Genomic DNA, 26,808 nt, shown 5'->3' on the forward strand with positions numbered 1-26,808 from the left:
TGAGTCAAGGCTCTATATGAATGGAAAGGTGCAGTTGTCAAGGCACTTCTAAGCTTCTTCCAAGGCCCCTGCCGGTCCGAAAAACTCGTAGTGAATGCGGTCGGCTGATACGCCAAGTTCTTTTAAGGCCCGGTAGATGGCCTTCATGAACGGGACCGGCCCGCAGAAGTATACGTCCGCTTGCTGCCAGACATCTGCCGGCATAGTCGCGGCGAGCCACGCTTCATCGATAAATCCTTGATGGTCGCAGGCGTCGCCTGCCTCGGGGCGCTCATAGCAGACGAAGCTGCGGATGCGTTCGTTCGCTTCCGTTACGGTACGGACCTCTTCGCGCAGCGCGTGCATGCGGCGATTTTGCGCTGCATGCACGAAATAGACGTCGCGCGCTGGCTCGTGCTTCGCCAGCGTATGCAGCATGCTCAACATCGGCGTGAGCCCAACGCCGCCGCTGAGCAGGATGACCGGCGACGAAGCTCCTGTGCGCAGCGTGAAATCGCCGGCTGGCGCGGTAGCCTCCAGCGCATCGCCTTCCCGAACGGCATCGTGTAAATAGGAGGATACGACGCCGGCAGTGCCGCTGTCCAATCCGTCTTCGCGTTTGACGCTAATACGGTACGTGTCTTGGCCGGATGCATGGGACAAGCTGTAATGGCGCAGGTGAAAATTGTCCTGCCCTGCCGGCTTCACTCGCACGGTCAAGTATTGTCCCGGCAAGTAAGCAGGCAGAGCACCGCCGTCAGCTGGCTTCAGGTAGAAGGAAGTAATGACATCAGACTCCTTCACCTTGCGGTCTACGATGAAGTTGCGGAACCCTTCCCAGCCGCCTTCTTGGTTGGCTGCCGCCTGATACATCTCCTGCTCGACCGAAATGAATGCGTCCGCAATGACGCCGTATGCTTCCGCCCATGCTTGAATGATGTCGTCGGTAGCGGCATCGCCCAGCACGTCTTTAATAGCCAGCAACAAATGCTCGCCGACGATGGGATAATGCTCCGGCCGTATGTTCAGGGCGCGATGCTTGTGCCCGATTTGCTTCACGACGGGAATAATGGTCTCCAGCCGGTCAATGTTCGCTGCCGCGGCATAGACGGCATTCGCGAGCGCTTGCGATTGGCGGCCTTGACGCTGGTTGGCATGGTTGAATATGTTCAGGAGCTCGGGATGCCGCTCGAACATTAATTCATAGAAGCGCTTCGTAATATCGGGCCCTCGTTCTGCCAAGACGGGCACCGTCGCTTTGACCAATTCAATCGTACGTGGACGTAACATAATACTCATCCTCTCTTTGTGTCAGAACCGACATCTCTTTATCTTCGATATTTTTGCTCGTTCATATTCACATGTGTAAAGTACACCTTCATTGTACGAATGTGATATATATCACAATGTGATCTCGGTCACAGTGAATATGAGATATATGTGAACGAAGGGGAAGAACGTCAGCGTGCGGCGGAGGAGAGGCTTCTATTTCTGCTTGCATAATGATTCAATTACAGGCAGATTGGGCACACGCGCCATGCAGTCATTTACGAATCTCCAATCGGCGCAAATGACATCGATGAGGGAGCATTTCAACGAAAAGCACAGAGGGTTGCGCAGAAACGTGGCGCAGAATCGACAGGATTCACATTTACGGCGGCAGAACGTGAACGGGGGCGGAATATGAAGCATATGTCCGGTTCAGCTGGAATATACATTATGGTATAATGCAAACAAGAAGTGCAAACTGCACACAAGAATTCAAAAAATTACAAAAGAAAGGATCAGGATACCAATGTGTCCCCGAAGGATGCTTCCCCAAAGGACAGTCTGGAAACGTTATGATCTTTCTTACATCTAGCTTCTTCTCGCCGATAGTTAACTAGTCGCCTGACGGTAAGACTGACCGCGAAGGAAGCGTGAAAAAATGATGCTGCGAAGGATGAATACCTCATCCCGTTTTCTCGCCGTCGGTCGAAGGACTATTTTACGGATGACGAGAGGGAATGAAGATGAGGAGAAACGAACAATTACGTCAAATTAGTTGGATGTTGTTTGGCTCGATACTGTTGGCTTTCAGCTATTATCACATTAATTTTCAAAATCATTTGGCTGAAGGCGGATTCGTCGGTTTGGCGCTGCTTGGAAAGTACGCATTTGATTGGTCTCCGGCGCTGACCGTATTGCTGCTTGATATTCCGGTTTGTATCGCCGCCTGGTTTTTCAAAGGGCGGATCTTCATTATGAACACGGCGATTGCTACTGGCGTATTCTCGTTAACGTACGAGCTTTGCGAACGCTATTCGCCTTTGGTTATGAATTTTGGCGATAACATGGTGCTGGCGGCAGTTGTGTCCGGTATATTAACCGGTCTGGGCGCAGGGATCGTTTTGCGCCACGGAGGCGCAACGGGCGGCGACGATGTTTTGGCGCTGTTCTTGAGCCGCGTGACGAGCTTAAGCGTTGGCACGGTGTTTATTCTATTTGATATAGCGGTATTGCTGGTATCCTTGTTCTACCTGCCGCTTGCAGACACGTTGTATACGATTTTGGCGGTCAGCATTGCAGGGCAGATCATTACATGGACAGTACAGGTTGGAACGGCTCGCCGCCGCTCTGTGCCTGTGCGGCCAGCGGTCGGGCACCAACATGGATAATTGGAAGGCAAGACCATTAGTAGAACCGTTCGATTGCTTCCCCGGGAGGAATCGGACGGTTCTTTGTCATATATCAGCAGTGTCCAAAGATATAGAAGATAAAATAAATAAAAGCAGAATGAATGTTCGCCCGCCATCTGTCATAAGCTTCTTCCAAGGACAAGTGAAGGAGGGGCGCAGTATGGAATCTCTGATGAAAGCGATGCTTGACAAGCTGCCGCCGTGGTCGTATCAGCTGTTCGCAGTCGTTATTGCGGCAGGCTTGGTGTTTTATTTCATAAAAACGTTATATATCAATAAAAAGTTCACCGAGGTTATTCACGAAGTGCTTCACCGGGAGGATCGGCTCCAAAGCTTGCAGGCGAGGGTGGACGAACTGCAAACGGTTGGCCTTAAGACCGAGCAAGCTTCTCAGCAGACCTTGTCGGCGCTCAGGAGCATCAAGCCGTTCGTAGAGTCGTTAAATGGGCTGCGCGCATTGGACGATCCGTATACCGTGCTTCATGAATCGGCCTTCTTATTGCAGCGCATGCTCGATATGCTGGCAGTGGACATGAAATGCTTCCCCGGCGGTCATCACCGCTGCGGCATTTGGGTATATGAGGAGCCTTTTGTGATGCTTCATATGGCCTCCGCCGGATTTCCGAAACACTATGTGGAGACGCGGCGGCTGCATATCGATCGCTCGGTTGTCGGACGCTCCTTCCGCAAGCAGATGACCGTGCAAAGCGCGGATGTGCTGAGGGATGAGGATTGGGAGCGCAATCCCGACTCCAAAAGTCCTTACCGCGCCTTAATCTGCATTCCGCTTGGATCTTTCGGGGCGCTCACGATAGACGGATTGGAGGCGTTCAACGAGTCGAGCGCCGTTATCGGCGAGCTGTATGCCGCTGTCATTACAGGGATTATGACGGAGCGGCAAGCCGCTTTGGGAAGATGCGGGGAAGACAGAGGGCTGCCGTCATCGGCAGACTTGGCCTAGCGGACGCTGTACAGCCGACTGCTAGAGAGTGCGGAACTGGCTATTCCATAACATAAGATCATTCCGCGGTTATGCCAGAAATGACCTTATGTGCTGTTATTTCCGGAACAAAGACAACAACAGAGATGCGACGACGCTAATAATGATGCACGTGACGATCGGAAAGTAGAAGGTTGAGTTTTGCTTTTTGACAATAATGTCTCCAGGCAGCCTGCCTAGAGGAATCAACCGGCTTACAGCCGCCCAGAGCACGCCGATAACGATGAGCGCGATGCCTAATCCGATCAATATTTTAGGAATGGATGGCATATGCAACGAACCTCTTTCTGCAACGTATTGGGTTATGCGTAGTTGTAAATCTATTATACCCTTTGAAAACGTTTTGCGGCGCAGACGAGCGTCGAAATATTAGCGTGGAAAAGGAAGTGAACATATGCAGCACCTGCAAGTAAGGGATAGGGCTTTGGCAGAGCGGATGGTGCATCCGGATAGCGATGTTATGTTTGCCGGCATCCTGGCAGGCGAGCATCCGGGCGAAGTATGGGTGACATGTCAGAACCGAAGCTGGCGTTCGTATGGTCTTACGGGCTTGGCAGCTTTTATATGACGGGAAGGGATGAAGACCGCTTTATTGCCCGCTCATTTAACTCCTTTCTTGAAAGTGAAATTATGCCTTTTCTTAAAAAACAGGATGTGCATTGGATTGAACTATCCGCGGACAGAGAAGAGTTATATGCGTCGCTGCAACAAGCTCTTAGGAACAGAGAGCTCCATCAGGACTGGCAGTTCGTATACAAGGAACAGCCCTTCATAGCTGGAGAGACGATGGGCACAGGGAAGCTTGCGATTCCGTCACAATATCGTGTCGCGGAGATGAATCGGGAATTCATCCATACCGTAACGGAAGGAAAGATAGGGAATGCAGACTTTCTGCTCGGGTATATGCTGCCGTTTTGGGGGACGATGGAACAATATTTAGCCAAGGGCTGGGGATATGCAGCATTGACGGAACGTCAAGAAATTGCCAGCATAGCAGTCAGCACGGTTCAGTATGGCGGTTATCACAATATCGGAGTAGAGACGTTGGAGCCGTATCGGCGTCAAGGCTTATCCGGCGGCTTGGTCCAACTGCTGCTGCAAAAATACCGCAGGCACGGCATTCAGCCTTGGTGGGATTGCATGGAGGAAAATACAGCCTCGCAGCGGACTGCGGAACGGGCCGGACTGTCCCTTGCATTTCGCTATAAATTGTTGTGGTTCCGGTTCTGTCCGTGACAAACGCTCTAAATTGTACCTTTTCTTGACAACCGTCACAAATGCGGTTACGAAATTCAGGGTTTTGGGTTATACTATGGGAAGAAAGGCATACCAATCTAAGGGAGGGGTAGAAAATGAGTCATTTCACTATCAATCTCACGCAAATTGGTGGCGCTTATCAACAAGGCGATTGGAAGCTTGTCGACTCCATTTATTCAAGTGCCAGACAACGTATCTCCCAAGGTGGTTCCGTTCTTTTACAAAGAGACGTGCCGAATGGCCCTTCCATCATGGTAAGGAAGTTCGAGCAGTCAGAAGAACTGGAAGAGTGGATCCGGCATATGGAAGAAGAATACTGCCTTGCGGAACCTTATTTGTTGTAACCATGTGATGAAAATATTCGGCCGCTGATTATTCAGCGGCTTTTTTGTTGCTTCGGCCGTGTTCAATTTCGGAGCGGTAGGGGACCAGCCTATCCTGTACGCTTCTCTGCCTTGATCTGCGCGGTTGTACATGTTAACCTATATCTTATAGGAAAAATTACGATTTGTCGGATTTTACATGACTTCAGGAGGTGCGCATATGGCAACAACCCGTTTGATCCAGAGTAGGCGAAGCCATATCGGCTTTTTATTTATTATACTCCTGCTGTTGTTCTCTATCTTCACCCCGTTTATCGCGGAAGAAGACCGCGCATTCATGAACGGCTCCTCGAAATGGGTCAAAAATTTCAGCGATCACCAACTCACGGGTGCTGCCCGGCATATTACCGCTTTAAAACATCTTAGGATACATAAAATGGCGTTGATATTCGTTATTTTCTCCATGTTTATTATAAAGAAAGTCTCCTTTCCTATCCTGCATTTTCACACCCGTTTTTCAGTCATCATGAAACGTTTATTTCTCATGCCTATCAAATTCACCTCGACGTACGTGGCTTATTCCCGATAATTCGACAGCTTGGTCTAATCCCGTTTTTTACCATGCGAGTATTTTCGTGCGTTTTTGCATTTATGCTTTATTTTATTAAAGTTATTTATTTCACAATAGCTCATTGTGTAAATCACGACATGTTGGAGGTAATTGCATTGAATATACGTGAGTCTGATCTGCCTGGAATCGGCCGCAAATACCAAATTGAATCCCGCAACGGAGATATGTTTGTCATTATTATCCATGATGACGGACGCAGGGAAATATACCATTTTGATCGACTTGATGCGGAAGAAAGCGTGTCAATGGTCTCGCTGGAGGATGACGAGGCCAGACAGATTGCGGGCATCATCGGCGGAATGACGTATAAGCCGAAGGCGCTGGAAACCGTTGAAGTTGCATTGGATGATCTGATTATTGAATGGTACAAGATCGAATCCCATGCCAAATGCGTCGGCAGAACGATTGGGGAGTTGAAGGTCCGCGAAACAACCGGGGCTACCATTATCGCCGTTATTGAAAAAGAGCAAGCAAAACAAATAAATCCTGGGCCGGATTATACGTTGTCAGCTTATTCCACGCTTGTCGTAGCTGGAGAGAGGCAAAATCTGAGGTTGCTCAAGCAATTGCTGCTGAGCGGACACGATTAAAAACGGACAGCATTCGGGAGCTAGTAAGGCAGCTGCCATGCTGCATGGTTTAGTTTTCCCTGCATGTGTATCAAGGTTCGGGGCGAACGTCTCGAGAGTACTCGCGTCTAAATCTTCGAATTAGGGGGAAACATGGATACAATTATATTTGAAGTAGGACTTGCGATCGCGTTAATCGGACTTGTCGGTGTCATCGCTGCCAAGCTCCGCTTTTCGGTTATCCCATTTTATATCCTTGTTGGAATGGCTGTGGGGCCGCATGCCCCTCACTTTTGGATTTTTGACTTCCGATTTATTGAAAGTTCCGTATTTATTGATTTTATGGGCCGGATGGGCGTGCTCTTTCTGCTCTTTTATTTGGGGCTGGAATTTTCGGTCGGGCGACTGATCAAGTCAGGCAAGTCCATTGTTGTAGGCGGAATTACTTATGTCGCGATCAACTTCGTATCAGGGCTTCTGGTCGGCTGGATCATGGGCTTGCCCCTTCCCGAAACGCTTGTCATCTGCGGCATTATGACTAGTTCTTCCACGGCCATTGTCGCCAAAGTGCTGGTTGATCTAAAGCGGACTGCCAATCCGGAAACCGAAATCATAATGGGCATGATTATGTTTGATGATTTGTTTATCGCCATTCATATGTCCATCTTGTCAGGGCTCGTATTGAGCGGGGCAGCCTCGTTCACGGCCGTGATGTTGACATCCTTGTCCGCGCTTGCTTTCATTTTATTGTTTATCATTTTGGGCAGAAAAATCGTGCCTGCCATCGACAAAGTATTGAATGGCAAGTCTTCTGAATTGTTCCTGCTGCTTGTGTTGGCGTCCCTTTTTCTCATTGCAGGCTTTTCGGAAACGCTGCACGTGGCGGAAGCGATCGGGGCGCTATTGGTCGGGCTCGTGCTGGCAGAGTCTGCGCATGTGAAACGGATTGAACATCATGTGATGAACTTCCGCGATTTCTTTGGCGCCATGTTTTTCTTCAGCTTCGGCTTGACCATCGATCCTTTGTCCTTAGGCGGGGCGATCGGAATGGCTGTCGTGGCCGTCATTCTAACGATTATAGGCAATGTCATCTCCGGCATGTTGGCAGGACGCGCAGCGGGGATGTCTCCCCGGGCATCTGCCAATATCGGATTCACGCTTGCATCGCGCGGCGAATTCTCCATTATTATGGCGAATATCGGCAAGGCAGGAGGACTGCTGCCGGTCGTGCAATCTTTTGCGGTAATGTATGTTCTAATTCTCGCTATTTTAGGGCCGCTCATGACTAAAGAGTCAAAAACGATTTATAACTTCTGCCACAAATGCATACATTTAGGGAAATCGGCCGTACCGCGGAAGAAGAAGCAAGGCAAGCAGCAGGAGAAAAAAACGGAAATAGAGAATTGAATGACTTATGAAGGCAAAGAAAGCTCCGGAGTGATCCGGGGCTTTTTTTGTATTTCATTTCTATGACGGGCCGCCATGTGAAATAATGGAGTGAGATCATATCGATATGAACCTTCAAGGAAAGAAAAATGAAGTACTATGTCTGTTACAAAAATAGACGAATTTTGGGCCCGCTGACGAAGGAAGAAGCGGTCCAGCAATTGTTCGAGCTCAGAGGAGCATTTAAGCATTTATATGTCCTTATTGTTGATGAGAACGGGAAAACAGTTGGGCGGATTGGTCGAAAACGTTAAGGTCGCGGGTCACGTGGCCATGTGTGGAAAGTGATTTGCAGCCAAGTTGAGGGTTACCGGGAGCCGATACCTGCTGATCATGAATTAACTTTTAATTCGTCTCGTATTATTCCGTGACTCGTCCCTATCAGCACTTCTTTGCCATGTTGATTCCGATAAATTGACTTTAGAGCTACCTTTTTAATTCCTTCCATTTGTTCAACGCTTGTGAGAGTTACCTCACAGGTAATCGTATCTCCGGTAAAGACAGGTCTTACAAATTCACTAACCATTTCTCTTGCGATGTAATTTAAATCCCCGCCAATTTTAGTTCCAATGCTTGCAGTAAATAAACCGTGAATCATTAAACGCCCCTTATCATCGCGTTCAACATGATGCTTTCCTTGGTCGCCTGAAAGATGCGCGAATTGCAAAGTTTCTTCCTCAGTAAAGGTTCTTTCCCAAGTAAAGACATCACCAGCTTTAATGTCCATTTTATCTCCTCCTTTTCAAACTAATATTCATTTTTTACCTTACCATAAAAATTTAGGGAAATGAATGCTGGTTTGTATTTTCGCAAGAAGGTGATGGACCTGAAACATTGATATAAAAGGAGGTTTTGCAAAAATAAATTGGGCGCCCCTTTCGGGACGCCCTCATGGGAGAGGAGAAACCGGACGAAGAGCTTATGGGGAAACGTAAGTCTTCTCCGCGGTTGTCTACGACATTCAATGATGTCGATACCTTAATGATTGCCCGTCTGGCGAAAAATATACATGCTTTTCACATTACTCCTTTTATTTTTCGGCCGGCTTCAATAAATCCGCGTCTGAATTGACATCCTAACTTTGATTATGGCATGCTTGCCGTATTTCAATTAACTGCAAAAGGAGACTGACCATGAACCATCTCATAGTATACGCCCATCCAAACCCGAACAGCTTCAACCATGCTATTCTGGAGACCGTTCAATCCGAGCTTGCCAACCAAGGCCACGAAGTGCGGGTTCGGGATTTATATCAATTGAAATTCAACCCGGTGCTGTCCGGGGATGACTTTGCCGCATTTCAACAACACAAACTGCCGCCCGATATTGAAGAAGAGCAGCGGCATATTGCTTGGGCGGAACATATCGTCGTTATCTATCCGGTATGGTGGGCCGGGATGCCTGCAATATTAAAGGGATACATCGATAGGGTATTCAGTTATGGGTTTGCGTATAAATACGGGGAACAGGGCAATATCGAGCAGCTGCTGAAGGGGAAAGCGGCGCTGCTGGTTTCCACGCACGGAAATTCAGAGGAAAACTATCGTCAGAGCGGGATGTACGAGGCGATGAAAAAGACATCGGATTACGGTATTTTTGAATTTGTCGGCATGAAGGTGTTGGCGCATTCATTCCCCGCATCCGTGACGACGGTGGACGATGCCGCGCGTAAAAGCATGCTGGGCGAGGCGCGGCAGTTGCTCAAGGAATTACACGCATAAGGAAAAAACCTCTCCTGCACTCTTTCTGGATCAAATTCAGAAAGAGTTTTTTATTCGGGAAGCAACAATTTCAATTGCTTTTCCTTTTTCAAAAGGCTAGAAAATATGTTACGATAAACGTCGAAAACATGTCATATATGATGTGAACAAGCAAAATGCACAGCAAAGAACGGGTGAAGTCAGTTGAGAGTGATATCAGGAACGGCAAGAGGCCGCTCGTTGAAGCCGGTGCCGGGCATGGGGACGCGTCCGACAACCGATAAAGTGAAAGAGGCGTTGTTCAGTATGATCGGCCCATATTTTGATGGCGGACGTGCGCTGGACTTATTCGCCGGTACAGGCGGATTAGGTATTGAAGCGGTCAGCCGCGGAGCGGAAATGGCGATCTTCGTCGACAAAGATCCGAAAGCGGTTGAAGTCGTGCAGCACAATGTGGAGTCTGCCGGCATGAAGGAACAGTGTGAAGTGTACCGCAACGATGCGCGGCGCGCGATCAAAGCGTTAACGAAGCGCGGCATGCAGTTTCAATTGATTTTTCTGGACCCTCCTTATCGATTAAAGGATGCGGACGAATTGCTTATGAGCATGTGGAACGGCGGTCTTATCGGGCGCGATGCAACGATTGTGGTGGAACATGACGCCAGACACCAGTATCCTTCGTCAATCGGCCCGCTATATGTATGGAAACTGGCAGATTACGGAGAAATCGCATTGACGATGTACAAAGTATCAGACGAAATTCCGAATGCACCCCAAGCTCCCCCCCGAATTAAGGAACAATGAACGACACGGGCAATGCGGGTACATGTTCAAACGGCGTTCTTTTTGAACGACCTTTAGAAAGGAGCAGGTGAGCATATGACAGACATGATAGCGCATCAACCGCGAATTGCGGTATATCCGGGAAGCTTCGATCCGGTAACGCTTGGGCATATAGATATTATTCAGCGCGCGTCGAAGCAGTTCGACAAGCTTATTGTCGCGGTATTGAACAATTTGAGCAAAAATCCGTTATTCAGCGTTGAGGAAAGAACAGAAATGCTGCGTCAAGTGACGCGCGGCATGCCGAATGTGGAGATTGACAGCTTTCGCGATCTGCTCGTCAACTATATGGAAGCCAAGCAGGGACATGTCATCGTGCGCGGCATCCGTTCTGTGACGGATTTTGAATACGAGCTGCAGATGGCGTCCACGAATCAGAAGCTGAATCCACAGGTTGAAACGATATTTATGATGACAAACCCGAAATTTTCTTATTTAAGCTCCAGCATGGTCAAGGAGATCGCGCGCTTTAGCGGAGATGTAAGTGAAATGGTAACTTCGGAAGTTGAAGCAGCGATGCGATTGAAATATAAAGATTTCAAATAAGCAAGTGTCAAGGCGCTGGGCCTTATCGACGTCTACTGATCTGCCTCAGCACGCGTGAAACCGTGATGAAGCAAATCAGCAGCAAGCCAAGCCACGGTATGAGCACAAGCGACTGTGACCAGCCTGTATAAGCGGCTAGAGACAGTAACGTGTCGCGCAGCGGAGATGATTCGAGCGAAGCGCCCGCATGCATCGCGGGAGCGGACAAGCCCGGCACTGTCTCAAACACCGATACTGCTGCATCCGAATCGTGGAACAAGGCTTGCAAAGGCCACCATAATACATATGTCAGCAGAAAAGCCGCAACTGCATGGACAATGCGGGAAGCCAAAAAGCGAACGTAACGCAGATCGGTCCCCTTCATCAGGCTGTGCACCTGCATATGAGCGCTTGCGCCGCTCCATGCGATAACGGCGCCAAGCAGCGCGGTCTGGAATAACGTCGATTGAAATGCTGCCGAGCCAAACGTGTAGGCGCCCAAATTTACCTCGAGCAGCCCGTTCAGCATGAAGCTGCCGAGCTCCTGCGGAATTGCGATCCGCAGCACTTGGATAATGACCGAAAAAATCATGATATATCCGCCAATCATCATGAGCGTCTGCACGGCGGAGGTGACGGCGTCACCGAGCAGCTTGCCGAAGGGCCGTCCATCCTGGCGGTGAGCAAGCTCCATCGCATCGAACATGCGGCGGTAGAAGGGCAAATGCTTGGACCGCTGGAGTTCGCTGATGCTAACCGATTCCGGTTCGGAATGAAAAACGTCGGCAGACCGCAATATAAACATGGCAACAATTGCGGATGCCCAATGGACGATCGCAATAATGAGGCCTACTTCAGCCTTCTGCACGAAACCGACGCCGACGACGGCAATCATAAAAATCGGGCTGCTCGCATGAGATAACCCTAACAGTCTCTCCGCTTCGCGGCGGGTGATGGCTTGTTGCTTGCGCAGCCGGATGACGGCCTCCGCACCGGCGGGATAACCTGCGGTCCAGCCGACAGACCACGCCCAGCCGCCGACACCCGGAAGCCGGAACAATACACGCATTAATGGATCGAGGAGAACGCCCAGCCCATGGACGAAGCCATAGGCAAGCAGCATTTCGGATAACACCAAAAAAGGAAGCAGAGCAGGAAAGATAATATCCCACCATACCTTTAGGCCTTGGAGAGAGGCTTGAAATGCTTGATCGGGATAAGACACGATGCAGAGCACGAGCAGAACTGCCATGCCTCCCATGACAAGCGTAAACAGCGGGTGCTGGGTAACGGACGAGCGCGATGAGAACATGATGTTCACCTCTCTTCAGGAAATCGGTTGCGTCAAAAGTGAATAGAACGGATCCTCAAACAGATCGGAAATACGGTTTACTTCAACATACTTACGCGACAGGGACGGGCATTAGACCAGGTTTGTACAAAGCCGCGTCTTGCTTGTATGGAATAAAGATGAAAGCAGCAAGGGAGGTAGGGAGCGATGCGAGAAGAGACGATGCAGCATGGCCGCAAGCCGACGCGGCCACGGATGCATGGCTGGAAATGGTTCTTCGCCGGACTCCTCTTCATGTATGTCATGGTATATATGCCAACGCCTTATGTCATATTTACGCCGGGCAGCGCCGAGGAAGTGAAGCCGATGGTCAACGTGAAGGCGGGAGACGACACCGAGGCAGGAACGTTCATGTTGACAACGGTGCGCCGGACATATGCCAATATTGCCCTGTTAGTGTGGAAAGCGTTCGATCCGAATGCTGAATTCGGCAAAAAAGAGGAATCTCTCCGCGGAAGAACCGAACAGGAGTATGCGACAGAACAAATGTTCAATATGAGTAATTCCCAGCTAGGCGCCGTGTTGGCCGCTTATAACCAACTAAACATACCCTACAAGTTGGAGTCGCAAGGCATATATGTCGTCTCCAATGACCCAAAGCTTGCCCATAATGAATTACAGACGAACGACCGCATTATGGAAGTGGACGGAGTGAAGGTCAATGAATTCGCTGATTTGCAGCAGGCGCTGCAGGGGCGCAAAGCAGGGGAAACGTTGCAGCTCAAGGTGCAGCGCGGCCAAGAAGAGAAGTCCGTCAATGCTACGCTGGTTGAAATCCAGGATGGCAATGACCCGAGCAAGAAGCGGGTCGGATTTGGCCTTTATTACGGGGAGAAAAAGGATGCCATTCCCGCAGACCGCAATAAAACTGTAACTTTTAAAGAAAGCGATATCGGAGGTCCTTCTGCGGGGCTGATGTTCACGCTGGAGCTGATTAATCGGTTGTCCCCCGGCGATCTGACCCAAGGCCACCGCATTGCCGGAACCGGAACAATCGATCCGGAAGGCAATGTCGGCCCGATCGGCGGGGTTCGGCATAAAGTTGTAGCGGCCGATCGGGAACGGTCCGAGCTATTCCTGGTGCCGGAAGGCAACTACGAGGAAGCGCAGGCGAAGCTGAAGAACATGAATACGAAGATGAAGCTCGTTCCAGTCCGGACGCTGCAGGATGCGCTTCAGGCCATCGAGCAGCTCGGACCGGCGAAGTAGCGGTGGGGAATACCGCAAGCAAAGCCAGCGTCACAGCGCAGGTGACCGGGAAAGCCCGATAAGCAGGCGGGAGACAGGCGGTTGGCATAGAAGCCGACCGCCTGTCTTTCGTCATGAAGCGCAGCTATATCCGGCGCGGCGCCTCATAGTAGTCCCGAAAGGCGGCGCGCGCATTCCATGGAGTGAAGGCGTTCGCGTACAAGGCGGTTGCGCGCGTGTCGGCCGGTATGCCCGAGAACCCGCCGAGGCCGGCATTCTCCCGGCTGACGCTCAAGACGACGGGAAGCTCGGCGGTCTTCTTCATTCGCTTCAGCAGCATTCGGCCGTGATCGCTAAAGCCAAGCACCCGGATGTATGAAGGGCCTTGCGCAATGGCATCCGGTCCGAAGTGAAACTTGTCGTGATGAAGCAAAATGTGTGCGAGCGTGCGCTGCAATTTCGTGCGTGTATACCGCTTCGTCTTCAATTCATTCAAAAGCGCTTCGACGCTAGGATCCTTCAAGCGCTGCAGCGCTTGCTTGATGCGGTGCTCCAACCCTTCCGTCACCTCGAGATGCTGAGCCAGCGCTTCGGGTGATAGCAAATGGAGCTGATACAACAGTTCGCGCACAAAACGCTCCCACCCCATCGGGGCTCTGCCGCCTGCCATTTCCTGCTCCAATATTTTCAGCGTGGGCTGTGGAATATAAGGGGAGCATGCTTGCACGTTGCCCGTCTCTGCCCACAGGCGGCGAATCGCCGTAGCGCTCGCAATCGGGTGGTTGGATACGTTCTCATCATGATATCCGGCCTGCCGTCTCCCGATCGTGAAGGGCTCGATGTCGCTCCGCAGCCTGCGCAATGCAAGCATGTAGTGCAGGCCGAGCGAATTGTTGGGCTCGGCGAGCCAATTCATGCCGCCTCCGGTTGCGGTGTGGGCGGAACGCAGGGATATGCCCGTATCCGCGGCTTCTGCGCCGCCATCCTCCAGGGCGTGTCCTGCGGCGCAGGCGTAAGCGGCCGGGTAGCTGCGTCCCGCCTTCAGTTCCTCCCGCAAGCGGCGGGCAAAGCCTATCGGCTCCTTCACAAGCGCGGCGGCCGCTTGCTCGAGCGGACGCAAGTCGCCTTGCTCGCTGCCGAAGCAGAGCGCATCGACGACCCCGGTCGCCTGCAGCGTCGCCACAGAGCCATAGGCGAACCACTCGGCGGGTTGAACGGCGTATGCGATCGGCAGCTCCAGCACGAGATCGACGCCGCCCGCGAGCGCCATGTCCGTGCGCGCCCATTTGTCCGCCAGCGCCGGTTCGCCGCGCTGCAGAAAATGACCGCTCATGACGGCGACCGCCGCATCGGCGCCTGCACATTTTTTGGATTGTTGGAGATGATATAAATGACCATTGTGCATCGGGTTGTATTCCACGATAATTCCGACGGTTCTCATTCACGTCTCTTCCTTTCAGGCGCGGAATGCGGTAATATGGTATGTCAATGGATGATTTTCACGGCAATTCGTTCGCGGTATCAATCAAATCATACCATGGATTAATGAATTTCAATAGAAACGGATCTTGTCCTGTCCCTGAGAAACTGTCAAACGAATTTGGTTGACAAAGCATGACGTTAATCGCTATAATTAATTTTGTTTGTTTGGAGTGATGATATATGGAATTTCATTATCGTGACGTTGCCGTAAAAGGAGAGGAAGCGCAGATTCATTCAGCGTTTGCAGCTGACGACATTGTGCGGAATCGCAATGACGTTTCCATCTCGAAGCCGGTTGATGTCGATTTGACGGTGAAAGCGGAAGGCGACGGAAGTGTTGGCGTGCATGGTCAACTGACCGCTACGCTGGAACTTGTATGCTCTCGTTGCTTAAAGTCGTTTACCGACACATATGTCATTCCGTTTGATGAGCAATTTAAGCTGACGGACTCTACTGATCTTCCTGCGGAAGGCGAGGAGGACGATGTCATTTCGGTGACGGAGAACCTTGTCGACTTACAGCCTTATGTGGAAGAGGCGCTCTTTGTCAATTTGCCGTTCGCGCCGTTATGCGCCGACACGTGCAAGGGGCTGTGCCCGACATGCGGCACGAACCGCAACGAGCAATCTTGCGATTGCCGGAATGAGCGCATCGACCCGAGACTCGCGGGGTTACAAGATTTCTTTAAGAAATAAACAGCTGACAGTAGAAGCAACACGTAACTTGGGTAAGGAGGTGTAAACATGGCAGTACCTCAAAGAAGAACGTCCAAAACACGTCGTGACAAGCGCCGTACGCACTTCAAATTGTCCGTACCTGGCATGGTAAAGTGCGAGCAGTGCGGTGAATTGAAATTGGCGCACCATGTATGCAAAGTGTGCGGAACATACAAAGCAAGAGAGATTATCAAACAGTAATCGTATATCCATACGGGAAAAGGTAGTGCTTCATCACAAGTGAGGTGCTACTTTTTTTGTTATATCAAAAACTGGTCCTTTCTTTTGACGGCGTTTTTATATATACTACTTTTAGTACCAGGTTCTAAACTGTGCATCAACGCGATTGTTCAAATCATGCAAAATGATTTACGATATACATAAACGTGCGTGTTCAAAAAGGTGCTTTTTGAACAACTCATAATGAGTTCCATGCGGCGACAGCCGGACGGACCAAGCTTAGGTTCAAAGGAACAAAGGTGGTGCGGGACATCGAGCGTTTACCTAAACGACAACGCCAACAGCAGTTGGTCAAAATCATTGAAGAGAACCCGTTCGTAACAGATCAAGAATTAACCCGCATGCTGAAGGTAAGCATCCAAACCATTCGTCTGGATCGAATGGAATTGGGGATTCCTGAACTGAGAGAACGATTGAAGTTGATGGCTGAACGATCTTACGATCAAGTGCGTTCCTTGCCGCTTCACGAGGTCATCGGCGACATTGTGGATCTGCAGTTGGATAGGAGCGGGATTTCCATTTTCGAAATTAGGGAAGAGCATGTCTTCTCAAGGACGCACATCGCCCGCGGACATCATCTGTTTGCGCAGGCCAATTCGCTTGCGGTCGCTGTCATCAATGAGGAGATTGCGCTCACGGCATCGGCAGACATTCGATTCGTCCGGTCGGTCAAGCTGGGCGAGAAGTGCATTGCCAAAGCTTACGTGCGTTCCATCTCAGGGGTACGAAGCAAAGCGAAGGTCGAAGTGTTCAGCTATGTCGGCGAAGAAATGGTATTCCAAGGTCATTTTATCATTTACCGCTCAGCCGGTGCGATGAACGGCAGCGAAGGAGGGGACGAGCATGAGAATCGCCATTGATGCCATGGGTGGAGATCATGCGCCGAAGTGCAATGTGGAAGGAGCGCTTGCGGCCGCGAAAGAGTGGTCTGACATTGAATTGCTGCTGGTTGGGGACGAAGGGAAGCTGTTGCCGTTGATGGCGGCCCGGCCGTCGAATGTCCGTATTGTGCACGCTCCGGATACGATTGACGCAGATGACGAGCCCGTGAAGGCGGTAAGGCGCAAGAAGGAAGCCTCTATGGTCGTTGCCGGCCGAATGGTGCGTGAAGGCGAGGCGGACTGCATGATTTCTGCCGGCAATACAGGCGCTTTGATGACGACCGGTCTCTTGGTCGTCGGACGAATGAACGGCGTCGAACGGCCGGCCTTGGCGCCGATGATTCCGACGATGGACGGCCGGGGAGTGCTTGCGCTCGATTTAGGAGCCAATATGGATGCGAAGCCGGAGCATCTCGTGCAATATGCGCTTATGGGGAGCATTTACCGGGAGAAGGTGCACGGCATAGCGAAGCCGCGAGTTGGGCTGCTTAACGTCGGAACGGAAGCGATGAAGGGCAATGAACTTACGAAGCTTGTGTACCCGCAGCTTGCTGAATTGCCGATTCACTTTGTCGGCAACGTCGAGGCGAGGGACGTGCTGGAGAGCAACTGTGACGTGCTCGTCTGCGACGGATTTGTCGGCAACGTCATGCTGAAGTCGCTGGAAGGAACAGCAGGTTCGCTATTCGGCGTGCTTAAGAAGGAATTTACCCGTTCTTGGTATACGAAGCTTGCTGCGGCTATTTTGATGCCCGGCTTGAAGCGTCTGCGCAAGATTATGGATTACAAGGAGCATGGCGGGGCTCCGCTGCTCGGATTGAACGGCCTGGTCATTAAGGCGCACGGCTCTTCGGATTCGCGTGCGATCGAGAATGCCATTCGCCAGGCGCGGATGGCGCTGCAGAACGAATTAATTCACACGATTTCAATGGGAGTCGGAGGAACTAAATAGCTGGAAGTGAGTGATGCGTAATGAGTTTGCGTTCGGTTGGCATTATCGGTACTGGGAAATATGTACCCGAACGCGTGTTGACCAACAGCGATATGGAAAAATTGGTCGAGACGAGCGATGAATGGATTGTGTCCCGTACGGGAATCAAAGAGCGGCGCATTGCTGCGGAGCATGAAGCGACGTCGGATCTGGCGTTTCATGCGGCTGAACAGGCGCTCACAGCAGCCGGCATTACGGCTGAACAGTTAGATTTGATTGTGGTGACTACCGTTACGCCGGATACGACGTTCCCGTCGACGGCCTGCCTTGTCCAGGAACGCCTCGGCGCGAAGCGCGCCGCTGCCTTTGATTTGTCCGCGGCTTGCTCGGGCTTCGTATATGGACTGGCCAATGCGAGCAACTTTATCGCGATGGGGATATACAAATATGCTTTAGTTATCGGAGCGGAATGCTTATCCCGGATTACGGATTACACGGATCGCAATACGTGCATCCTATTCGGCGACGGCGCGGGCGCAGCCGTATTGGGGCCTGTTCCGGAAGGACGCGGGTTCAAATCGTTCGTGCTTGGCGCGGATGGGGGCGGGGGCGAGCTGCTGAAGCTGGAAGCAGGCGGATCGCGTATGCCGGCTTCGAGCGAAACGGTTCAGAACAAACGCCATTATATTTATATGAACGGTCGTGAAGTATTCAAGTTTGCCGTGCGCATTATGGGAAGCGCGGCGGAAGAGGCGCTTGCCAAAGCCGGCAAGACCAAAGAAGATATCGATCTTCTCGTTCCGCATCAGGCGAATACGCGCATCATTCATGCTGCGCTTGATCGCTTGAACTTGCCGGAAGAGAAGTGCATGATCAATTTGCCGCGTTATGCCAACACATCGGCGGCATCGATTCCGCTTGCGCTGGCAGAAGCGGTAGAGGAAGGACGAGTCCGCGAGGGAGACACGATTCTTCTTGTCGGCTTCGGCGGCGGCTTGACTTGGAGCGCTTCGGTCATTGAGTGGTAAAAAGGAGAGGACAACATGGGCAAAATAGCATTTATCTTTCCAGGACAAGGGTCGCAAGCAGTTGGAATGGGCAAGGATGTATATGACGCTGTACCGGCTTCACGCGAGGCGTTCGAAACGGCTGAACGCATGCTTGGCTTCCCGCTCGGCGAGATGGTGTTCAATGGTCCGGACAGCGAGCTGAAGCAGACGGCGAATACGCAGCCGGCTCTTTTGACGACTAGCTATGCGCTATACAAGGCGTTCGAAGCCAGAGGAATTCAACCGGATTATGTCGCTGGACACAGTCTGGGCGAATACAGCGCACTTGTCATTGCCGGGGTGCTCAGCTTCGAGGATGCCGTTGCTATCGTGCGTCAACGCGGTCAATTCATGGAAGAGGCCGTTCCGGGCGGTGAGGGAGCGATGGCGGCCGTGTTAGGCGCCGATCGCGAACGATTGGGCGCGCTCTGCGAAGACATCACCGCCGCGACGGCGCTTGTCGAAATGGCCAACGTCAACTGTCCGGGACAGATCGTTGTATCCGGCTCGAATGCCGGAGTTCAAGCGGTGGCGGAACGCGGGAAAGAGGCTGGCGCCAAGCGCGTCCGCCAGCTCGAAGTGAGCGGCCCGTTCCATTCGACGCTGATGAAGCCGGCTGCGGAGCGATTGGGAGAGGCGCTGCGTGATGTATCGATGCGCAATGCCCGGATCCCGGTTGTTGCCAATGTGTCAGCCCATTCCGAGGAGCAAGGAGAGCGCATCCGGCAATTGCTTGTCGAACAGGTATTCTCGCCTGTTCTATGGGAGGACAGCGTTCGTTATATGATCGGACAAGGCGTGGATACGTTTGTCGAAATCGGAGCGGGTTCGGTGTTGGCAGGGCTCATGAAAAAAATTGACAATTCCGTGCGCGTTATTTCGATTAATAGCTTGGAAGCAATCGAGACTTGCGAATTATAGATACAAAGCTTCGGAGCCAGCAATAACAACTAATCGGGCGCAGCCCGCTGCGGCGTGCGCCCGGAACCTGTCAAGGGAGGGGAATACCGATGTCCAGCTTGGAAGGCAAAGTTGCTGTCGTAACAGGAGCTTCGCGCGGTATCGGACGAGCTATCGCGCTCAGTCTGGCGGACGCCGGGGCAGACGTCGTCGTGAATTACGCCGGAAGCGAAGCTGCGGCTAACGATACGGCAGCGGCCATTGAGGCATTAGGGCGCAAAGCAATAACGGTCAAAGCGAACGTAGGCAAAGCGGACGAAGCCGATCAGCTTGTCAAGACAGCCTTGGAACAGATGGGGCGAATTGACATTCTGGTGAATAATGCCGGCATTACAAGAGATAATTTAATTATGCGCATGAAAGAAGAAGAGTTCGACCAAGTCATTGAAACGAACCTGAAAGGCGTGTTCAATTGCATTAAATCGGTCACTCGCCCGATGATGAAACAACGCTCGGGGCGCATCATTAATATCTCTTCCGTCGTAGGCGTGCTCGGCAATCCAGGGCAAGCGAACTACGTTGCGGCCAAAGCAGGCGTCATCGGCCTGACGAAGGCATCCGCGCGCGAACTTGCTTCCCGCGGCATTACGGTCAATTGCGTCGCACCCGGTTTCATTGAAACCGATATGACAGACGCGCTGCCCGGGGAATACAGGGAGCAGCTGCTTGCGCAAATTCCGCTCGCCCGTCTGGGGCAGCCGGAGCATATTGCCAAGACGGTGCGCTTCCTCGCTTCGGAGGATGCCGAATATATGACCGGACAGACGGTTCATGTCGATGGCGGCATGTATATGTAGGGCTTTCCAGTCTATGAAAACATAGACTTTAAGCATTTTTTTGTTAGCCGTTTTAATATGGCAATTTAAAACGATTTCTCGTATAATACCAAAGAGGAGGTGAACCGGATGTCAGCAGAAGTGTTGGAGCGTGTAAAACGCATCATCATTGAGCGTCTTGGTGTAGATGAAGCGGAAGTAACGCTTGAAGCATCTTTTAAAGATGATCTCGGCGCTGATTCCCTCGATGTTGTGGAATTGGTGATGGAATTAGAAGATGAGTTTGATATGGAAATCTCTGATGAAGACGCAGAGAAAATTACTTCAGTAGGAGAAGTAGTGAATTACATACAATCTCATAAGTAAGTTTGTACAAGTCCCGTTCTTCACTAGCGGGACTTCTCCTCATTATTAGATTATGTATGTTAATGCGCTTACGGAGCGTATGATAAATAGAATCATGGTACTGTACTGTATATAATAGAGGTGAGTTCATTTTGAAACACAGGGTTGTGGTGACCGGCATGGGCGTCGTAACCGCTCTCGGTTCGGACCTTGATACGTTTTGGAGCAGCTTGCTGGAAGGCAAGTCAGGAGTATCGCGAGTCGAAGCATTTGATGTGACGGATTATCCGACGCAAATTGCAGCTTCCGTGAAAGACTTTAATCCCGAAGCGTACATGGACAAGAAGGAAGCGCGCAGAATGGACCGTTTTGTCCAATTTGCCGTGGCGGCCAGCAAGAACGCTCTGGAGGATGCAAAGCTGAATGTGAAAGAACAGACCGATCCGGATCGTGTCGGCGTTATTGTCGGCTCGGGTATCGGGGGTCTCGGAACTTGGGAAGAGCAGCATACGATTTTGATGGAAAAAGGCGTAAAGCGCGTCAGTCCTTTCTTCATTCCGATGATGATCGCGAACATGGCTTCCGGCCAAGTGTCCATGACAGTGGGCGCGCGCGGACCGAACACGGCGGCAGTGTCCGCGTGTGCGACAGGGACGCATTCCATCGGAGACGCTTTCAAGATTATTCAGCGCGGCGACGCAGATGTCATGATTTGCGGCGGCGCTGAAGCAACGATTCGTCCAATCGGAATGGCTGGATTCTGTTCCATGCGGGCGATGTCTACGCGCAATGACGAGCCTGAGCGCGCGAGCCGTCCTTTCGATGTCGATCGGGACGGGTTCGTAATGGGCGAAGGCGCCGGCGTCCTCGTGCTCGAATCGCTGGAGCATGCATTGCAGCGCGGTGCCCGTATCTATGCGGAAGTGGCAGGCTATGGGATGAGCGCCGATGCGCATCATATGACCGAGCCGGATCCGACAGGGGCGGCGCAATGCATGACGCGCGCCATTCGCGATGCGGAATTGAAGCCGGAGCAGATTGATTACATTAATGCGCATGGCACGTCCACGCCAGTCGGGGACAAATCGGAAACAAAGGCGATTAAAAACGCTTTAGGGGAACATGCATATAAGGTAGCGGTAAGTTCGACGAAATCGATGACGGGACATTTGCTTGGCGCGGCCGGCGGCGTTGAAGCGGTCATATGTGGCTTGGCCTTGATGCGCGGCATCATTCCGCCAACGATTAACTTGGAGAATCAAGATCCTGAATGCGACCTGGACTACGTGCCGAATGTGCCGCGCCAAGCGGACGTGAAGGTAGCCATGTCGAACTCATTCGGATTCGGAGGACACAACGCTACGCTTGTCTTGAAGAAATTCGAAGCATAAGGAGTCAGACTGTTGAGTGTAGAATTGAAGCAGTTACAGCAGAAACTGAACATTCATTTTCGTAACAGGCAGCTGTTAAAACAGGCGTTTACCCATGCTTCCTATGTAAACGAACATCGCTTCGGTCAGCACCAAGACAATGAACGCCTTGAGTTTTTGGGCGATGCTGTGTTGGAGCTGACGGTGTCTGAATTTTTGTTTCATCAATGTCCGACACGGCCCGAAGGAGAATTGACCAAGATGCGGGCATCCATCGTGTGCGAGCCTTCTCTCGTCAAGTTTGCCAATCAGCTGAACTTTGGCAAATATGTGCTGCTAGGCAAGGGAGAAGAGCTGACAGGCGGGCGAACACGGCCTGCGTTGTTGGCCGATGTCTTTGAATCGTTTATCGGCGCGCTTTATTTGGATCAAGGGTTGGAGGCGGCTCGTGAATTTCTGCGCCGTCACATCTTCCCTCAGATTACGCTCGACGGCAAGCTGCAGACGAATGATTACAAAACGCAGCTGCAGGAACTGACGCAGCATCACAATTTAGGCGCGCTTGAGTATCGTATTGTGGAGGAACGCGGGCCGGCACATGAGCGGGAGTTCGTGTCCGAAGTTTTCATGGGAGAAGAATGTCTGGGCCGCGGTATCGGCCGTTCGAAGAAAGAAGCCGAACAGCAAGCGGCGGCGCAGGCACTCGAGCAGTTAGTCATTCCGAAATCATAACGTACTGTAAAGGCCGGCGCTTCGTCGTCGGCCGGTTTCGCAGAAAGAGCAAAGAACAGCGCGCGGGACGAAGCGGAGGACATTCCGTGTACAGGCTGGTTTTTGCTCTTTCTTTGTCCGAAGCTACGTTAAGAAGTCGTTCAAAAAGTTCCTTTTTTGAACACTCCAAGCAACAAGGGCGGCAGCAAAAGAGAGCGTCGAACCGGAATAGCGATATGGTACAATAAACGTTGAGGTGATTGAAGGACGATGTTCTTAAAACGGTTAGAACTGGCGGGCTTTAAATCGTTCGCGGATCGGACGGAATTGGAGTTCGTTCAGGGAATTACCGGTGTCGTTGGTCCGAACGGCAGCGGAAAGAGCAACATCTCTGACGCCATCCGTTGGGTGCTGGGCGAACAGAGCGCCAAATCCCTCCGGGGCGGGAAGATGGAGGACATCATCTTTGCGGGCAGCGATGCTCGTAAAGCGGTAAACGTAGGGGAAGTGTCATTGACGCTGGACAACAGCGACCAGGCACTGTCGTTGGATTTTAATGAAGTAACGGTTACCCGGCGTGTTCACCGCAGTGGAGACAGTGAATATTTTATCAACAAACAGGCGTGCCGGTTGAAAGATATAACGGAACTGTTCATGGATACGGGGATAGGAAAAGAAGCGTACTCCATCATCGGACAGGGACGGATAGAAGAAATTTTGAGCACGCGCTCAGAGGATCGCCGCGGCATTTTCGAAGAGGCTTCCGGTATCGTGAAATACAAATCCCGCAAACGGGATGCGAAGAAGAAGCTGGATGAAACGGAGCAAAATTTACTTCGCATTCACGATCTGGTCGTCGAGCTTGAGGATCAGATTGGACCGTTGAAAGAGCAGTCCGAGAAAGCGCGTCATTATAAGCAGCTGCGGGAATGGTTGAAGACAAAAGAAATTGCCGTCTACGTCCACCAAATTGAGCAGCTGCACCTGTCATGGCAGCAGGCGAACGATAAGCTGGCCTCGCTGAAGGAACGGGAGCTGGCACTGTCGACGGTAGTGAGCGAGCATGATGCGAAGCTGGAAGTGCACCGTGTCGAGCTGCGCAAGCTGGAAGAAGAGCTCGAACGGCTGCAGACGACTTTGCTGCACTATAGTGAGGAGTACGAGAAATGCGAAGGTCAAGGGGAAGTGCTGCGTGAACGCAAGCGCAACCTGACGGCCAATGAGCAGCAGATGAAGTCGACGCTAGCGACGACGTCCGAACGGATGCGGGCCAAGCAGTTGGAAGTGCATGCCGTGCAGGAGAAGCTGACTGCGGTAGAGACGGAGCTCGCCGAGATCCGGCGCCATATTCATGCGGAGGAAGCGAAGCTGGTCGGCGTAGTTGGCGGGACAAGCTCAGACGCGGAAGAAAGCCTTAAGGGCGAGCTGCTTGAAATCATGAATCAAATGGCGCAGCAGCGCAACGATATCCGCTACTACGATCAACAGAAGGAAGCGCTGCAGAAGCGTCTCGATAAAATGAAGCAGGGGCGGAACAAGCGCGAGCAGGAACAGAAGGACCTGAGCAAGCGTATCGACGATACGAAGCTTCGAAGCGAGACGCTGGCGGATGATTTGGCATATATCCGCAACCGCTATATGCAGGAAAGCGAGCAGTTGAAGAAAGATGAAGCGCTGCTTGACGAGACGCAGCTGGCCGCGCGGAAATGGCAGCAGAAAGCCGACGCTTTAGTTTCCCGCCGCGATACGATGAAGGAGCTGCAAAACGACTTTGACGGCTTTATGCTCGGCGTGCGCGAGGTGCTGAAGGCGGCACGCCGTCCGAATGGATTGCAGGGCGTACACGGGGCCGTGGCAGAGCTCATCCGCGTGCCGGAAGAGCTGGAGACGGCGATTGAGACCGCGCTCGGTGCGGCATTGCAGCACATCGTCATGGAGAACGAAGTGGTGTCCCGCGCCGCGATTACGTTCTTGAAGCAGCGTCAATTGGGGCGGGCAACGTTCCTGCCGCTCGATGTCATTCGCAGCCGTACGATACACGATTCGGATCGTCGCATCGTAGAGGGATTGGACGGCATGATTGGCGTGGCAGCGGACTTGGTCAAGACGGACAAGGCCTACGCCAACATTGTAGGCAGCCTGCTGGGCAACGTCGTCATTGCAGAGACGCTCGAAGATGCGAACCGCATTGCCGCGAAGCTGCAGTACCGTTACCGCGTTGTCACCCGCGAAGGGGACGTGGTGAATGCGGGCGGCTCGATGACAGGCGGCAGCTTGAATAAGAAGAGCGCCAATCTGCTCGGCAGAAAACGCCAGATTGAACAGCTGGATGCCGAGATTAAAGAGACGGACAAGCAGCTCGCCAAGCTAACCGAGTCCATAACGGAATTGAAGCAGCTCACGACAAGCGGAGTAAAGCGCCTCGATGACCTGCGCGAGCAAGGCGAGAGCAAACGTCTAAGCGAGCAGCAGCTGGCAAGCGATCTGGCGCAGCTGGAGAAGGAAGAACGCCAGCTGGCGGAAACGCTTGAGATGGAAGGCCAGGAGCTGACACATGCAGCAGAGGAGATGGCTGTGCTCGATGCGGGACGCCAGACGGCGGAAATGCGCCTTGCCGAGCTAAAGATCGAAGAGGACCGTTTGCATGTCTCCATTGAATCTGCGGAATCCGCCCGCAAGGCGAACGAGTCCGTCAAGGAAGAGCTGCAGACGCAGCTGACGGACATGAAGGTTCGGCAAGGGAAGCTGGACCAAGAAATGTTCTCCTTGCAAGAGCAATTAAAGCGCGCACAGCAGGAAGCGGCCGGGTATGAGCAAGAATATACGCACCTGACGCAAGGGCTCATTCAAGTTCAAATCGATCTTGAAACGGTCGAGCGCGAAACGATGAAGCAGACCGAGGACTTGAACCACTTCGGGGTGAAGAAGCAGGAAACCGGAAAGCAGATCGAGTTCAAGCGTGCTGACCGGACTCAATCCGTACAGCGGCTCGAGCTAGCGGAAAGCGATACGAAAGAGCAGCGCACGGAATTAAAGCAGGTGGAAGAGGCTATGCGCCAGACGGAGATTCAAGCGAACCGTCTGGACGTCGAGCTTGACAATTTGTTGCGCAAGCTGAGCGACGAGTACGAAATCAGCTTCGAGCTGGCGAAGCATCGCTATGCGGTGCCGGACAACATTGAAGAGGCGCAGCAAGAGGTCCGCGAGTTGAAGCGGCAAATTTCCGCTCTTGGCGAAGTCAACCTAGGCGCGATTGAAGAGTTCGAACGCGTGAACGAGCGTTATCAATATTTGAGCAAGCAGAAGGACGATCTGATCGAAGCGAAGACGACGCTGTACGAGGTCATTCGCGAGATGGACGAGGAGATGTCGAAGCGGTTCAAATCGACATTTGACGAGATACGCAAGCAATTCGTCGTCGTATTTGCGAAACTGTTCGGCGGCGGCCGGGCAGATCTCGTCTTGATTGAACCCGACAACATATTGGAGACGGGCATCGACATCGTCGCGCAGCCGCCAGGCAAGAAGCTGCAGAACCTGCAGTTGCTGTCGGGAGGGGAACGCGCCCTTACAGCCATGGCGCTCTTGTTCGCCATTTTGCACGTCAAGCCTGTGCCGTTCTGTGTGTTGGACGAGGTAGAAGCGGCTCTGGACGAAGCCAACGTAACTCGTTTCGCACAATATTTGCGGGAATTTTCCGAGCAGACACAGTTTATCGTCGTAACGCACCGCAAAGGCACAATGGAGGAAGCGGACGTGTTGTACGGTGTTACGATGGAGGAAGGCGGCGTATCGAAACTCGTATCTGTCAGACTGGAAGATGATGAGGCAATTATTGCATAAGGAGCGGAGGAGC

28 protein-coding genes are annotated in these 26,808 nt (G+C 52.0%); 23 read left to right on the forward strand and 5 right to left on the reverse strand.

Features of this window, described 5'->3' with window-relative positions; translation table 11 throughout:
- Window positions 1-48 precede the first annotated feature (48 nt).
- Window positions 49-1,269 (reverse strand): NO-inducible flavohemoprotein, encoded by a 1,221-nt coding sequence (gene hmpA, locus JSQ80_RS20335; protein ID WP_206096488.1) that lies wholly within the window; start codon window positions 1,267-1,269, stop codon window positions 49-51.
- A 716-nt stretch (window positions 1,270-1,985) separates the two neighbouring features.
- Here hmpA and JSQ80_RS20340 point away from each other — a divergent pair.
- Both JSQ80_RS20340 and JSQ80_RS20345 read left to right on the forward strand, forming a co-directional pair.
- Window positions 1,986-2,636 (forward strand): YitT family protein, encoded by a 651-nt coding sequence (locus tag JSQ80_RS20340; protein ID WP_206096489.1) that lies wholly within the window; start codon window positions 1,986-1,988, stop codon window positions 2,634-2,636.
- A gap of 181 nt (window positions 2,637-2,817) precedes the next feature.
- Window positions 2,818-3,618, forward strand: a complete 801-nt coding sequence (locus tag JSQ80_RS20345) for a GAF domain-containing protein (RefSeq protein ID WP_206096490.1) — start codon at window positions 2,818-2,820, stop codon at window positions 3,616-3,618.
- A gap of 96 nt (window positions 3,619-3,714) precedes the next feature.
- On the opposite strand, the gene JSQ80_RS20350 is transcribed toward JSQ80_RS20345, so the two are convergent.
- Complete coding sequence (locus tag JSQ80_RS20350) at window positions 3,715-3,927, reverse strand: DUF2905 domain-containing protein (protein ID WP_087432769.1); 213 nt, start codon at window positions 3,925-3,927, stop codon at window positions 3,715-3,717.
- Between the two features lie 124 nt (window positions 3,928-4,051).
- Here JSQ80_RS20350 and JSQ80_RS20355 point away from each other — a divergent pair, with 124 nt between their 5' ends.
- From JSQ80_RS20355 to JSQ80_RS20380, 6 genes are all read left to right on the forward strand, one after another.
- Entirely contained in the window at window positions 4,052-4,225 is a 174-nt protein-coding gene (locus JSQ80_RS20355; RefSeq protein WP_206096491.1) for a hypothetical protein, read from the forward strand.
- Window positions 4,168-4,893, forward strand: a complete 726-nt coding sequence (locus JSQ80_RS20360) for a GNAT family N-acetyltransferase (RefSeq protein WP_206096492.1) — start codon at window positions 4,168-4,170, stop codon at window positions 4,891-4,893. Before JSQ80_RS20355 ends, JSQ80_RS20360 begins: the two co-directional genes overlap by 58 nt.
- 116 nt (window positions 4,894-5,009) lie before the next feature.
- The gene (locus tag JSQ80_RS20365; RefSeq protein WP_087432771.1) at window positions 5,010-5,258 is read left to right on the forward strand and encodes a hydrogenase maturation factor; all 249 of its coding nucleotides are present in this window, start codon (window positions 5,010-5,012) and stop codon (window positions 5,256-5,258) included.
- Window positions 5,259-5,457: 199 nt separating this feature from the next.
- Complete coding sequence (locus JSQ80_RS20370; RefSeq protein ID WP_206096493.1) at window positions 5,458-5,826, forward strand: hypothetical protein; 369 nt, start codon at window positions 5,458-5,460, stop codon at window positions 5,824-5,826.
- Between the two features lie 137 nt (window positions 5,827-5,963).
- Window positions 5,964-6,458 (forward strand): cation:proton antiporter regulatory subunit, encoded by a 495-nt coding sequence (locus JSQ80_RS20375; protein WP_176392753.1) that lies wholly within the window; start codon window positions 5,964-5,966, stop codon window positions 6,456-6,458.
- Window positions 6,459-6,590: 132 nt separating this feature from the next.
- Entirely contained in the window at window positions 6,591-7,844 is a 1,254-nt protein-coding gene (locus JSQ80_RS20380; RefSeq protein ID WP_206096494.1) for a cation:proton antiporter, read from the forward strand.
- 370 nt (window positions 7,845-8,214) lie between these two features.
- On the opposite strand, the gene JSQ80_RS20385 is transcribed toward JSQ80_RS20380, so the two are convergent.
- On the reverse strand, window positions 8,215-8,610 hold the full coding sequence (locus JSQ80_RS20385) for an FAS1-like dehydratase domain-containing protein (RefSeq protein ID WP_206096495.1): 396 nt from the start codon (window positions 8,608-8,610) through the stop codon (window positions 8,215-8,217).
- A 406-nt stretch (window positions 8,611-9,016) separates the two neighbouring features.
- On the opposite strand from JSQ80_RS20385, the gene JSQ80_RS20390 reads away from it, so the two are divergent.
- From JSQ80_RS20390 to coaD, 3 genes are all read left to right on the forward strand, one after another.
- Window positions 9,017-9,604 carry an NAD(P)H-dependent oxidoreductase gene (locus JSQ80_RS20390; RefSeq protein WP_206096496.1) on the forward strand — a complete coding sequence of 196 codons (588 nt, stop codon included), beginning with the start codon at window positions 9,017-9,019 and terminating at the stop codon, window positions 9,602-9,604.
- Between the two features lie 183 nt (window positions 9,605-9,787).
- Window positions 9,788-10,387, forward strand: coding sequence for a 16S rRNA (guanine(966)-N(2))-methyltransferase RsmD (gene rsmD, locus JSQ80_RS20395; RefSeq protein ID WP_206096497.1), 600 nt, complete (start codon window positions 9,788-9,790; stop codon window positions 10,385-10,387).
- 84 nt (window positions 10,388-10,471) lie between these two features.
- Complete coding sequence (coaD, locus tag JSQ80_RS20400; RefSeq protein ID WP_087433071.1) at window positions 10,472-10,972, forward strand: pantetheine-phosphate adenylyltransferase; 501 nt, start codon at window positions 10,472-10,474, stop codon at window positions 10,970-10,972.
- Between the two features lie 22 nt (window positions 10,973-10,994).
- On the opposite strand, the gene JSQ80_RS20405 is transcribed toward coaD, so the two are convergent.
- Window positions 10,995-12,263 (reverse strand): nucleoside recognition domain-containing protein, encoded by a 1,269-nt coding sequence (locus JSQ80_RS20405; RefSeq protein WP_206096498.1) that lies wholly within the window; start codon window positions 12,261-12,263, stop codon window positions 10,995-10,997.
- A 186-nt stretch (window positions 12,264-12,449) separates the two neighbouring features.
- Here JSQ80_RS20405 and JSQ80_RS20410 point away from each other — a divergent pair, with 186 nt between their 5' ends.
- On the forward strand, window positions 12,450-13,511 hold the full coding sequence (locus JSQ80_RS20410; RefSeq protein WP_206096499.1) for a YlbL family protein: 1,062 nt from the start codon (window positions 12,450-12,452) through the stop codon (window positions 13,509-13,511).
- 124 nt (window positions 13,512-13,635) lie between these two features.
- On the opposite strand, the gene JSQ80_RS20415 is transcribed toward JSQ80_RS20410, so the two are convergent.
- Window positions 13,636-14,931: a nucleotidyltransferase gene (locus JSQ80_RS20415; protein ID WP_206096500.1), complete on the reverse strand. Its 1,296-nt coding sequence runs from the start codon at window positions 14,929-14,931 to the stop codon at window positions 13,636-13,638.
- A gap of 221 nt (window positions 14,932-15,152) precedes the next feature.
- Between JSQ80_RS20415 and JSQ80_RS20420 the strand changes: the two genes are divergently transcribed.
- From JSQ80_RS20420 to smc, 11 genes are all read left to right on the forward strand, one after another.
- On the forward strand, window positions 15,153-15,668 hold the full coding sequence (locus JSQ80_RS20420; protein ID WP_087432782.1) for a YceD family protein: 516 nt from the start codon (window positions 15,153-15,155) through the stop codon (window positions 15,666-15,668).
- A gap of 48 nt (window positions 15,669-15,716) precedes the next feature.
- Window positions 15,717-15,890, forward strand: coding sequence for a 50S ribosomal protein L32 (rpmF, locus tag JSQ80_RS20425; RefSeq protein WP_019424932.1), 174 nt, complete (start codon window positions 15,717-15,719; stop codon window positions 15,888-15,890).
- Between the two features lie 278 nt (window positions 15,891-16,168).
- Window positions 16,169-16,789 (forward strand): transcription factor FapR, encoded by a 621-nt coding sequence (gene fapR, locus JSQ80_RS20430; protein ID WP_087432783.1) that lies wholly within the window; start codon window positions 16,169-16,171, stop codon window positions 16,787-16,789.
- Window positions 16,773-17,762 carry a phosphate acyltransferase PlsX gene (plsX, locus tag JSQ80_RS20435; protein WP_206096501.1) on the forward strand — a complete coding sequence of 330 codons (990 nt, stop codon included), beginning with the start codon at window positions 16,773-16,775 and terminating at the stop codon, window positions 17,760-17,762. The genes fapR and plsX overlap by 17 nt, the downstream gene beginning before the upstream one ends.
- Window positions 17,763-17,782: 20 nt before the next feature.
- A complete protein-coding gene (locus tag JSQ80_RS20440) occupies window positions 17,783-18,769 on the forward strand; it encodes a beta-ketoacyl-ACP synthase III (RefSeq protein WP_087432785.1) in 987 nt (328 codons plus the stop codon).
- A gap of 15 nt (window positions 18,770-18,784) precedes the next feature.
- Window positions 18,785-19,711 (forward strand): ACP S-malonyltransferase, encoded by a 927-nt coding sequence (gene fabD / locus JSQ80_RS20445; protein WP_206096502.1) that lies wholly within the window; start codon window positions 18,785-18,787, stop codon window positions 19,709-19,711.
- A gap of 89 nt (window positions 19,712-19,800) precedes the next feature.
- Window positions 19,801-20,547, forward strand: coding sequence for a 3-oxoacyl-[acyl-carrier-protein] reductase (gene fabG / locus JSQ80_RS20450; RefSeq protein WP_206096503.1), 747 nt, complete (start codon window positions 19,801-19,803; stop codon window positions 20,545-20,547).
- 108 nt (window positions 20,548-20,655) lie between these two features.
- Window positions 20,656-20,892 carry an acyl carrier protein gene (acpP, locus tag JSQ80_RS20455; RefSeq protein WP_019424938.1) on the forward strand — a complete coding sequence of 79 codons (237 nt, stop codon included), beginning with the start codon at window positions 20,656-20,658 and terminating at the stop codon, window positions 20,890-20,892.
- A 131-nt stretch (window positions 20,893-21,023) separates the two neighbouring features.
- The gene (gene fabF, locus JSQ80_RS20460; RefSeq protein WP_087432788.1) at window positions 21,024-22,262 is read left to right on the forward strand and encodes a beta-ketoacyl-ACP synthase II; all 1,239 of its coding nucleotides are present in this window, start codon (window positions 21,024-21,026) and stop codon (window positions 22,260-22,262) included.
- Window positions 22,263-22,274: 12 nt separating this feature from the next.
- Entirely contained in the window at window positions 22,275-22,973 is a 699-nt protein-coding gene (rnc, locus tag JSQ80_RS20465; protein ID WP_087432789.1) for a ribonuclease III, read from the forward strand.
- A 249-nt stretch (window positions 22,974-23,222) separates the two neighbouring features.
- On the forward strand, window positions 23,223-26,795 hold the full coding sequence (gene smc, locus JSQ80_RS20470; protein ID WP_206096504.1) for a chromosome segregation protein SMC: 3,573 nt from the start codon (window positions 23,223-23,225) through the stop codon (window positions 26,793-26,795).
- Window positions 26,796-26,808 lie beyond the last annotated feature (13 nt).

The sequence above is a fragment of the Paenibacillus apiarius genome (assembly GCF_017052585.1).
In the GTDB taxonomy this organism is placed as follows: domain Bacteria; phylum Bacillota; class Bacilli; order Paenibacillales; family Paenibacillaceae; genus Paenibacillus_B; species Paenibacillus_B apiarius.